This is a genomic window from Wenyingzhuangia sp. 2_MG-2023, assembly GCF_030548295.1.
Taxonomy (GTDB): Bacteria; Bacteroidota; Bacteroidia; order Flavobacteriales; family Flavobacteriaceae; genus Wenyingzhuangia.
Genome location: NZ_JAUOSB010000102.1, coordinates 1 through 279 on the forward strand (window position 1 = coordinate 1; position 279 = coordinate 279).

1 protein-coding gene is annotated in these 279 nt (G+C 73.5%); it reads right to left on the reverse strand.

What is annotated here, in order from left to right; genetic code table 11:
• Positions 1-279, reverse strand: a 279-nt coding sequence (locus Q4548_RS16820) for a hypothetical protein (RefSeq protein WP_303457205.1), incomplete at both ends; no start/stop codon positions are given.

Consider the following 279-nt stretch of genomic DNA (forward strand, 5'->3'; position numbering starts at 1 on the left):
TGCACGGGCTTGGGGAACAGCGCGGCGGGGCGCGGCGCGAAGGCGGGGCCGCCGGCGGCGGCGTCGTTGCCGTACTCGGTGTGCATGACGTGCGCGTGCTGCAGCAGCAGCAGCAGCTGCACACCCTCGGGGCGCAGGTACTGCAGCTCGGGCACCGCGAAGAAGGTGAAGGCGATCCAGCGCCGCGTCGCGCGGTCCTCGAGCGTGTCCGCCGGCGCGCGCGCCAGCACACGGAACAGCAGGTTCGCCGACAGCAGGCGCGTGCCCTTGTGCTCGATG